Consider the following 10,981-nt stretch of genomic DNA (forward strand, 5'->3'; position numbering starts at 1 on the left):
AATCTACGAGAATCCTATGATTTTATTATTAATTCAATTCTCTTATTTTCAATTCAATTCCTTAATTCAATTCTTTAATTCAATGTCGTAGCCATTTATTAAAGTAATTTATGAAGGTTTTTATATAGTAACTTATCTCAGTTAGCAGCATCAAATAATTATAATTGTTCTGCAATGATCGAACTGACTAGCTTTTCTGCTTCAATATAAGTGGATTCATAAATGAACGAGTTTTTAACATCAAAGGGGATCGGTAATAATTCAATCCACCTTGCCACAATCCAATAAGGGTTAAGTTGTAAATTATGTTCATATAAATCTTTCAATAACTCATTACTCTCTACTAACGACTTTAACGAATCCATTAATAAAGGGATTGGCGCAGAAGATTCATTTTCCGCCCAGTGTTTGATAGGAACAGCGGCAGCAAAGTGAAGTTTTTCTTTATTTTGTTCAACCTGATTCACTTGTACTAACGTTTTACATTTTACATCTATTTCTAATACGCCATCCTCACCCTGATCAAAATTTATAATTTCAACCCAACTTCCCCAAATAGCCAACTGTTCTGACTTATTATCTACATCAGGACAGATAATAAAGCCCCCATTACTTGTTGCTAAGCTCACCATTTTCAAATAACGCGCTTCAAAGATTCTCAAGCGAGTTATGCCACCTGGTAGCAAAAAAATGCTCAGTGGAAAAAGGGGTAAATTAACTGTTTTATTGTGCATTTATGTACCTATTTGTTACCTTTGTTTTAATCATTTTTCAAGAAAAACTTCTCTTTTTAGTTCGTCTTTTCTAGATTAATTGACACTTTTTAACGGGCAATTGCTTATCAAAAAACAACGTCACATTCGCAACATTAAAACCAAACTTAGATATTGCAGTTTTATTCATTACTCGATATTCATCTAATTGATACATCCAATCATTCATTGTTACATTATAAGTACTTTCATCCACTTGCAGCGCTAATGTATATTGCAGTTGGAAAGCAAAACCTTGATGCTTACCTACCGCCGTGCCAATCACATCTTCAGCAGAGCCTAAATAACTACCATCCTGTTGTTTAGTCAACAACCAATTTCGGTAACTAATTTCACCATCATCAAAATAAAATTTTTCTGCTAATACTCCGCTATCGCCCTGCCATCTGCCAGATAATTCAACACAGAAACGCCTCGTTACTTTATCGCTTCTATCCTGCAATGTTCCCCAGGCAATCAAATCACCATTAAAATACTGTTTCAGGTCAAATTCTTTACTCTGCTGTTGGTAATCTTCTATGTTTGCAGAGCAACTCATTAGTAGTGTCGATGTAAAAACAGACGCTAAAGCAACCGACGTAAATTTTTTATATTTAAGTCGCGATTTTCTAGACTGATTCATTGCTTTTTTAAACTTAATCATTAACTGTTCTCCCTAACAATTGAGCTCGTAATTTAGGCTCGCTGGTATTTTTTGATAACCAAATATCTAAAAATAAAATAGCGAAATGTTCTCCGGTCATAGCACCTAACAATTCACCGTTATAATAAAAGGCACTTGAGTTGTTTTGCACCACTAGCGCCAAACTATCGCCTGCTTTGATGTTCGGCCAAATAGCAGTTAATTGTGGTAAATAGTCCTTATATTGTTGTTCATTTATTGCCAAGTATTGCCATTGTTCAATCGTGTATTCAACTAAATCTACTGCAGACACATCTTTTAGATACTCAATTTTATATATCAAATCATCGTGACTAGATAATTGTGAATATTGACCTGATGATGTTGATAGCTGGCTTTTATACAAGTCCCAAAATAATACTGAATAAACAGCATTGCCTACAACTTTCAACTCATGTTGTTGTTGATAAGATGACAATGTTGTTGGCCACTGTGTATTGTTGTGATCAATATTAGTTTCTGCATTAATCGCATTCATGAACAACAATGAAAAAAACAACAATCCAACATTCCTGCATATTTTAAACATTTGGATACTCTCTATCTTTAGATTTATCTGTTTTCAGTTGAGTAAAAACATCTATTGATTGTGAATTAGGGGTTCAACCGAATCATTACTGTTTGTGACAAATAAAAGTGACTTTAATAAAAATATGATAAGGAATAATAAAGCCCAAATAACGCCGAGCACTATATATGTTTCAACTATTGGATAGGCAAAATCGACGGCATTAAACTTCTCTCCAGCTACAATATAACTGAGAGGAGCAATTAAGAATCCGACACTGACTTGTAATAATTTAGAATGCTTTAAAAAAGATAAACTATGTGAAACCGTACTTGCAAAACACGCCCACAGTACAATTAACCAGAAAGGTGTATAACCCGACCCCATAAATATGAAGAAATTACTGTAATTAAGCAGTGAGTCAATTGACACACCTATTACGGTGATCACTAAAACGAGTTTAGCTTCATTTTTATTATCAGATAGAAGCAGTAAATGAATAGCTAACATCAGTAGCGCAACCGGTATAAATATATTGCCCCAATATACGAGACCAAACCAAGCAAAGTTAAATCCGATCATATTCACTAACATGTTAACTCCTACCATCTCTTTGTGCATGAAAGTTAATACGAAACTAAACTAGATTTAGATCTCTCCTAGTGATTTATTTATCGTAGTGTTTGAGCTGTTGATTCTCACCTATAAAAGGAAGGGCTTTTATCGTAAAGATAATTCTCATGGTAATCATCTTCAAAAATAAGCTGAAACCAACTGTTTATAAACAGATTGGTTGGCAATATTTTTACTAGTATAAGGCTTTAGCCATTGAAAAATTTAGCTAAATAATAGCGCCTCATATGTATGCGAACTGAGCATTAATGCGACATTAATTTAAATAATGATGGGGACAATGCTTAAAGACTTATTAAGATTTATAAACCTTTACAAATATGAATAGATGCAGTGGCAAAGAAATTTAGAGCAATATTCTAGAATATATTTCCAAACTTGTGTGATGCCTATTACGATTGTAAAAGGCATAAATCGTAATTAATAATTTTCTTAATATCAGTTTCGAGAGAAAGTTCGTCAGCCAACTATCTAAAATGTAGGGATTACCTTCGCAGCGATGTCCCATTAAAGTAACTCTGTTGTTTCTCGATTATAATTTTCTACTTGAATAATATGAGCTTGGTTTCTGCCTTTTTCTTTGGATTGATATAAAATTTTATCAACAATATCAAAAAACTTTTCAGCGGAAAGTTCTTGCGTAGGAATAGTCACTGCTCCTCCTAGACTGATAGTCAGAGTATTACCTACAATAGAATTTTTGTGAGGTATTTTTAGATTTTCAACAGTATCAATTACCATTTTCGCTACATTTTTTGCCCCCTCTAAATTAGTACTAGGAAGAATTAAAACAAACTCTTCTCCACCGTATCTGGCTACAAAATCATTTTTTCTTAAACATTGCGAAATACCTTCTGCCACACCTTTAAGGCTGATGTCTCCTTTTTGATGACCATAGGTATCATTATATAATTTAAAAAAATCAATATCCGCGATAATTAATGCGAAACTTTTTTGTTCTCTGAAACTCATAGCCCAGTATCTATAATACGCTCTATCAAAAGCTCTCCTATTTGCAATGCCGGTTAATGCATCTGTTGATGAGTCAAATTCAAGTTTCGAGTTAATTCCTTCTAAGAGGTTTGTTTGCTCTGCAATTGTCTTACACATGTCATTTAAACCATCTACTAATATACCAATTTCATCCGAGCGTTTAATCGGCACCTGTGCATTGAAATCTCTGTGTTTATTTAATTGATGGAGAAAATTTGTCATTAGTAACATTGGATTTAAAATTAATTGGCGAAGAAAAAACAGTATCATGATAAGGAGAATAAGACTTGCTATTATCATTATAGTCGAGCTAAATCTAAGCGCTGATATTCCTTTTTCTGTGATATCTCTTGGAAATTGAGTTTCGATGATAAATGCTTTTTTTGAGAAAAAATCTGAATATCCTGCATACGCTTTTAGCTCATGTTCAAATGTTTTAATATATTTATCTTTATGTTTATTTAGCTCCGTTGATATTGGGTTAAATGTAATGTCACTAGGTAAGATAATTTTGAATGGGATTTGAATTTGATCGGTTAATTCTGTTAATGTTTTCGTGGTGAAAAATTTTCCCATAATAAATGTTCCAGTACTTGGGCCAACTTCATCTGAGTTGTAAATAAGTCGAGATGCGATCAGCATCGGCCCGTATTCAGTGGTTAAAACGCCTGTTATTGCAGTAAATTCCTTCACATTTTCAAATTGTAATGCTGGATGATTATCGGGGAACTTTGTTTTATTGAATGCAGAAAGTTCAATCTCTTCCTCAAAACTTGGGTTAAATACCTTCCCCCAGACGACTTCATTTTTGTTGTTAAGTATAAAAATTAATTGTAGTTGATAAGAGGCAAACGTTGCGTCGACTAAATTACTATCTTCATAATCGTTTGTTGGGTTTTGAACATATTCAAAAGTGTCTGTCCATGAGGACCAATCATTTGTTCGGTGTGAAATATCTAATAACAATCTATCAATAGCACCCATTGCACGTTGTAAATTTTTACTCGCTTCTTGTTGCTCTATTTTATAGAAACTAGGGTATATAACTTGCTCTTTCACTATAAAATCAGTTAGACCGATTATGATAAATAGACTGGTCATTATCAATATGAGTTTAAGTTGAAGTGATTGCTTAATTATTTCCATTTTACTCATTTCAGATATAGAGAGAGATGCTTGTGTATTATGATTTTAAAATACAAGATTGAATGCCAACAAATAAATTGAACTGTTCTAAAATTATCACCACTAGAAAACAATTCCATACAGCCATTTTTCATAGCACCTTTGGATATCAACGAATGTTAGTGATTCAATACATTCATTAGTGTTAACTATTCAGAACAATGTCTGAATATAACAAAGTAGCTGACCAATATTAAGTCAGTTAGATGATTGTTAGCTTTGTCCATCGGTATTTCCCAATCATACGGAAAAGTGCGAACTCAAATGTACCGATAATGCTTTACTGTGCAAAATCAATTCAAATTACTTTACTTTACTTTCGTAAGGTAAGTCAGGTTTGTAATTAGCCGTACTGACTCTAGTTAATTAATCGTATATTTTAAAAGTAAGTGCGGTAAGTTATTTTAAATACTCTGTCCTCCTCCCTTCTCTGAAATTACTTCAATGAGAAGAGAGGATTATTAACTTAGCTAGTACAAAGACAATCTAAAGGTTATTAATAATTATTATTCGGTTTTAAATTGATTAACTAATGATTTTATTTTCCCCGACAATTGTGTTGTGTGTTGACTATTGTTTGCTGTTTTTTTAGATCCTTCTGCTGTTCGCTCTACATGCTCATTGATGGTTTCAACAGTACAACGTATTTCTTTAAGAGTGGTACTTTGTTCATCTGTTGCCGCTGCAATTTGATGATTAATTTGAGTGATAGAAGCGACTGAACCTGTTATTTCCCCGAAAAAATTCCCCGCTTCATCAGTATTCTGAACACATGCTGTCGTTCTTGTTTTGCTAAACTCCATAACCTGTACAGCTTCTTTAGCACCTTTTTGAAGCCTTTCAATCATTTGTTGAATTTCAGACGTAGAATCTTGTGTTCGTTTTGCCAAGGTACGCACTTCATCCGCAACAACAGCAAAACCACGGCCTTGCTCACCTGCTCGAGCTGCTTCAATAGCAGCGTTAAGTGCCAATAAGTTAGTTTGGTCGGAAATGCCACGAATAACATCTAAAACTGAACCAATATTATCAGAATCATCTGCCAATGTATTAATGACTATAGAAGCGTTTTCTATATCCGTTTCTAATAGATTAATATTACTGATTGCCTCTCTAATAACACTAAGACCCGTTGATGCAGCGCTATCGGATAGGTTTGCCTGTTCGACGGCTAAAATTGCGTTATGTGCAATTTCTTGCACCGCGGGTAATATTTGGTCTAGAGCCACGAGTAATTGTTGAATTCCACTTTTTTGTTCTGCTACAGACTTATCGGTTAAACTCGCTGTTGAGCTCAGCTGTATTGAAGAGGCTTCAACATCTTCAATAGAATGGCGTAATTCAACAACAACATTTTGTATGTGGTTAGCAAAAAGATTAAAGCCTTTTCCTAAGTTAGAAATTTCATTGTTACCTTTTGCATCTAAGCGCTGACTTAAATCACCATCTCCTTCACCAATATTGAGCATCGCATTTACTGCGCGCTCTAACGGTTTAAATAATACTTGTACGATAAAGAAAATAAGTAAAACGATTAACAACGCAACTAAAACCTGACTAAATAAACTCATTTCTATCCAAAATGAAGCATTTTCTTGTGAAGTTTTTAATTCTAAATTTGTTCGATCATCTATCGCAGTAAAAAATGATCTAACAGGAACCATTATTTTTTCTATTTCATTATGATAATTACTATTAAAGACAATACGCAAAGCAAATTCGCTGACACTCTCATTTGGTAAAGCTTGGAAAGGCCCATCAACAATTTTATTTTGTTTAATAGATTCCATTGCTTGAGTTTCTGTCGCAATCAAAGCATTTGAATTTTTAGACGCTTCATCAAGTAGATTAAACTCTGCCTCGGAAAAGTTTAACTCCTTCATAATATCACTTTGTTTTTTACGTTCTCCAGGATATAGCGCTTTATTGACAAAGCTAGGACGCTTAATTTCTCCATTTCTCCATTTTACAACAACCCAGTAAGCATCCCAATATTTGATATCTCCAGTTGCGACAAAAGTTCGGCAAAGGCGAGTTAAATCTGCTGATGTCTATTGAATTTCATCGGCCAAAATATAAGAGAGATAACGTGTATTACTGTATTTATTTTGTTCATCATTTTTATCGTTTGCTAAACTTTCAAATAATATAGCACTGGCGATCAATATCATGACCATCACAAACATAGCAATTAACTGTTTTTTTATTGTCATTTTGTTACCTCAAAGTATTATTACAGATAACATCTAAGCACAAAAAAATGATTCAACAAGCTGTACCTTAAATTTTTTTAGTATTTAGCTACTAAGTCTCACTTTTATTTTTTATTTGATTGCAAAGCTCCTACCCCAATACTCTCAATCAGTTTTGTGAAGAAAGTTAACAAACCATAATGCTAATAAACATCAAGCAAATGGCATGAATGTTTTGTGAATGAATGCGGTGGAGTCGAAGAGAATAACATCAAAGAACTATCCATTAACACTTCGATAAGATGACCAGCTTTCTTGGCTATCTATTTTCGTGTTAGGCCTTTAGTTTACCCCGCGAAACATAATCAATATATCGCCTGTTTGAATATTGATATTGTTCACGTCTAGTTTGTACTCAAACGGGGATACAACCAATGCCATTGCGCAGTGTGAGACTTAAAGCGGTCAAGAAACGTAATGTGACCCCTACAGATAACTTTGCGGCAAAGATGGGTCATTATGTAATTATAGGGCACTGAAGAAATGGATTGCGCCGATAAGAAATTAAAAATGGTCTTAAATCGTTTTATGATTACGTTCAAAGACCGTCTTAAATGCTACGTTTGAAACCGCAGTTACATAGCGTTATTTACAGGAGCCTTTTGAGCCAAATAGTCTAAAAGTCCAATCTTCTAAACAATTACTTTCTATTCGCTTTTCTACTAATCGCTTCCATGAATCGACCAAGGGAAGTTTTAAAAGCAGATTAAGATCAGCTTTATTAAGGCTGCCTGAGAATATTAAGTCCATTATTCTTGTTAAAGGCCAATCAGGGTATGGTCGCTCACAAAGCAAAATTTCGTCACCTTGTCCTATCGTCCCTGGTTCTAACACTCTAAAGTACCACCCTGTTTTTAATGTACTTTGTAATTTTAGGGCCATGTCACTTTGATCGAAGCGAATGTTGAGTTTCCAACAAGGCATTCGTCCTTGAGAAACTTGCAAAATAGTTGTTCCAATACGGATCTTATCCTCGAGACAAATAGTATCTTCAGTTAATCCCACGGAGCTAATATTTTCACCAAAAGCCCCCTCTTTTTGCAGAATAGGTTTATTTCCTATCTCATTCATCCAATGTTGATAATGCTCTTTAGGATAAATATGAATTGCCTTTTCGATTCCGCCATGAAAACGATGGTCTCCTTGTTCATCATTGATGAGCCCTAACACGCTAACGTATTGACGTTCAATGACTAATTTTTTGTTTATTGCGCTATTAGAGCCATTAGCAAGTGGCTGTGATTTACCAACTAAAACAGAATTTACTTTACCCAACACTAACATCGTTAACTCCTTTTTATCTTAATCAATATCAACGCAACCCAAGAGATTCATAAACTAGCACAGTCGCTAGTAATTCCAGAAGTTTAGAACAAATAAAGAAGCCCATAAAAATGAAGTGTAACTCTTATGTAGCGTTTGGTGATGTTTATTTAAATAAGTAGCAGCCCTAAAGTTCTATTTAAAAAATTGAATTAAGAAAACCGAATTTAAAAAGTGAAGCCGTACTTATAAACAATAAGTGAGGAGTGAAAATTAACCACTTACATTTACATTAAGAACACTATGAAACGATAAAAAGAAATTAGAAATACAAAAAAAATAATAGAAATAGATTAAAAACGATGCATAAAATACGATACGTCAAATAAAGAACTAACGTATTTGTTCAAAATACAGTGTGACGAAAATTTGAAAGATTTTAAAGATTTTAAAGATTTTAAAAAACAGCTTAATGTATTGATCTTACTAAGTATAAGTCTCATAGAAGACTTTTTTCGAAAATAAGATATTTTTATATTGCAGTGCTGCTCAGTAAATAATCGAGTGTTGTTATTTATTACTTTTTTTATCGAGTGTAAGTTTTTTTATCTATTAAAAAAGTATATAGCCATTCAAGATGGGTTAGAAAGATTGTATACTGATGAATATAAAGTGAATAATTTACGACTAAAAAGGAGCTCATTATTTGTGTTATTTTAACAAGTATGCACATGGAATGCTGAAAACACTTCGTTTTACGACTAAATAGCAGGTAACCAATTGATTTATAATAAAATAATAAAAGGTCATGATATATGTTAGCAAAACGTATTATTCCTTGTTTAGACGTTAAAGATGGACAAGTAGTAAAAGGTGTACAATTTCGTAACCATGAAATCGTAGGCGATATCGTACCGCTTGCTAAACGTTATGCTGAAGAAGGTGCTGATGAACTGGTTTTTTATGATATTACAGCCAGTTCAGATGACCGTGTTGTTGATAAAAGTTGGGTAAGCCGCGTAGCAGAAGTGATTGATATCCCTTTTTGCGTTGCCGGTGGCATTAAAACAGAAGAAGATGCGCGACGCATTCTCGAATTTGGCGCAGATAAAGTGTCTATCAATAGTCCAGCGTTAGCGGACCCTAGTCTTATTAACCGTTTAGCAGAAAAGTTTGGCACACAATGTATCGTTATTGGCATTGACTCATATTTTGATCAAGAAACAGGTCAACATCAAGTGAAGCAATTTACCGGTAATGAGCATGCAACAATTACTACTAAATGGAATACCTTTGATTGGATCAAAGAAGTGCAATCACGCGGTGCAGGTGAAGTTGTATTGAATGTGATGAATCAAGATGGGGTTCGTTGTGGTTATGATATTGACCAGTTGAGCCAAGCACGTGCAATTTGTAATATTCCTTTAATTGCTTCAGGTGGCGCCGGAGAAATGGTACATTTTGCTGATGTGTTTAATCAAGCAGATGTCGACGGTGCTTTAGCCGCGAGTGTATTCCACAAACAAATAATAAATATTGGTGAGTTAAAATCTTACCTTAAAACAGAAAAGGTAGCGATTCGTTTATGAGTTTAATGAAACAAGAACAGATTCAATCACTGGATTGGGCAAAAGTAGATAACCTAATGCCAGTTGTTGTGCAAAATAAAACGTCAGGCAAAGTTTTAATGTTGGGTTACGTGAATCAAGAATCATTAGCGGCAACGCTTGAATCTGGAAAAATGACTTTTTTCAGCCGCACAAAACAACGTTTATGGTGTAAAGGTGAACAGTCAGGTAACTTTTTAAATGTAATTGAGATTAGCTCTGATTGTGACAATGACACATTACTTGCCATTGTTGAACCAATTGGACCGACTTGCCATTTAGGGAATGAAACTTGTTTTAAAAATGATCTAGAACCATCATTAAGCTTTTTATCTGACTTAGAACAAGTGATCAAAAGTCGTAAAGGTGCAGATCCTGAAAGCAGTTATACTGCCAGTTTGTATGCACGTGGCACTAAACGTATCTCACAAAAAGTAGGTGAAGAAGGCGTTGAAGTTGCACTAGCTGCAATGGCAAAAGATATGGATGAGTTAACTTGTGAAAGTGCAGATCTTATCTATCACTTAACTGTATTGCTACAAAACGAAGGTTTATCATTAGCAGATGTTGCTGCTAAGCTAAAAGAACGTCATAGCAAATAAAGTTAACTACCCGACTAAATGTTATAAGAAAATGTAATTAGCTTATTGATTTTATTACACTTTCTTAGCTTTAATAAATATAAAAAAGCCGCTAGTAGCTACCTACTTAGCGGCTTTTTTGTAGATAAGTTTTTACTGCCTTTTCAATTTCATATCGAGTAGGGTGAGGCTTTTGCCTCATCCCTCTCACAGAACCGTACGTACGGGCCTCGTATACGGCTCCTGTATTCTTTTATTCCATCATCCGCTTTTCATAAACGCTGATGGAGCAAGCCAACCTGTATTTACATTCTCTATATTATACAAACCAAGCCCTTCAAACCAACTATTCGGCATCGCAAAACTTGATAAGGGGCTTCTCGAATTTCGCCACGAGTTCATTTTAATGAACTTAAAGGGTGGCTTATATTTCAGCTGCTTTAATCGTCGATGTAGCCGACTCGGCTTCTTCCACAAGTTAAGCTGTACTGCCCTTAATCTTCG

10 protein-coding genes are annotated in these 10,981 nt (G+C 34.3%); 2 read left to right on the plus strand and 8 right to left on the minus strand.

From position 1 onward, the window contains the following. Positions 1 to 158: 158 nt before the first annotated feature. From H592_RS21585 to H592_RS0105815, 8 genes are all read right to left on the minus strand, one after another. The gene (locus H592_RS21585) at positions 159 to 734 is read right to left on the minus strand and encodes an LON peptidase substrate-binding domain-containing protein (RefSeq protein ID WP_051369029.1); all 576 of its coding nucleotides are present in this window, start codon (positions 732 to 734) and stop codon (positions 159 to 161) included. A gap of 70 nt (positions 735 to 804) precedes the next feature. Continuing rightward, the gene (locus H592_RS21590; RefSeq protein ID WP_245600373.1) at positions 805 to 1,416 is read right to left on the minus strand and encodes a DUF3833 domain-containing protein; all 612 of its coding nucleotides are present in this window, start codon (positions 1,414 to 1,416) and stop codon (positions 805 to 807) included. Then, positions 1,409 to 1,984 carry a chalcone isomerase family protein gene (locus H592_RS0105790; protein WP_084296210.1) on the minus strand — a complete coding sequence of 192 codons (576 nt, stop codon included), beginning with the start codon at positions 1,982 to 1,984 and terminating at the stop codon, positions 1,409 to 1,411. The genes H592_RS21590 and H592_RS0105790 overlap by 8 nt, the downstream gene beginning before the upstream one ends. Before the next feature lie 51 nt (positions 1,985 to 2,035). Continuing rightward, complete coding sequence (locus H592_RS0105795) at positions 2,036 to 2,557, minus strand: DUF2878 domain-containing protein (RefSeq protein WP_028867946.1); 522 nt, start codon at positions 2,555 to 2,557, stop codon at positions 2,036 to 2,038. Positions 2,558 to 3,103: 546 nt separating this feature from the next. Beyond that, a complete protein-coding gene (locus H592_RS23195) occupies positions 3,104 to 4,735 on the minus strand; it encodes a sensor domain-containing diguanylate cyclase (RefSeq protein WP_051369034.1) in 1,632 nt (543 codons plus the stop codon). Positions 4,736 to 5,280: 545 nt separating this feature from the next. Continuing rightward, positions 5,281 to 6,657, minus strand: coding sequence for a methyl-accepting chemotaxis protein (locus H592_RS23200; RefSeq protein ID WP_211235625.1), 1,377 nt, complete (start codon positions 6,655 to 6,657; stop codon positions 5,281 to 5,283). Positions 6,658 to 6,825: 168 nt separating this feature from the next. Further along, complete coding sequence (locus H592_RS24370) at positions 6,826 to 6,987, minus strand: hypothetical protein (RefSeq protein ID WP_211235626.1); 162 nt, start codon at positions 6,985 to 6,987, stop codon at positions 6,826 to 6,828. 624 nt (positions 6,988 to 7,611) lie between these two features. Continuing rightward, on the minus strand, positions 7,612 to 8,310 hold the full coding sequence (locus tag H592_RS0105815; protein WP_028867947.1) for an MOSC domain-containing protein: 699 nt from the start codon (positions 8,308 to 8,310) through the stop codon (positions 7,612 to 7,614). Positions 8,311 to 9,104: 794 nt separating this feature from the next. Between H592_RS0105815 and hisF the strand changes: the two genes are divergently transcribed. Both hisF and hisIE read left to right on the plus strand, forming a co-directional pair. Continuing rightward, on the plus strand, positions 9,105 to 9,878 hold the full coding sequence (gene hisF, locus H592_RS0105820; protein WP_028867948.1) for an imidazole glycerol phosphate synthase subunit HisF: 774 nt from the start codon (positions 9,105 to 9,107) through the stop codon (positions 9,876 to 9,878). Further along, the gene (gene hisIE, locus H592_RS0105825) at positions 9,875 to 10,498 is read left to right on the plus strand and encodes a bifunctional phosphoribosyl-AMP cyclohydrolase/phosphoribosyl-ATP diphosphatase HisIE (RefSeq protein WP_028867949.1); all 624 of its coding nucleotides are present in this window, start codon (positions 9,875 to 9,877) and stop codon (positions 10,496 to 10,498) included. Before hisF ends, hisIE begins: the two co-directional genes overlap by 4 nt. Positions 10,499 to 10,981 lie beyond the last annotated feature (483 nt).

Source organism: Psychromonas arctica DSM 14288 (assembly GCF_000482725.1).
Taxonomy (GTDB): Bacteria; Pseudomonadota; Gammaproteobacteria; order Enterobacterales; family Psychromonadaceae; genus Psychromonas; species Psychromonas arctica.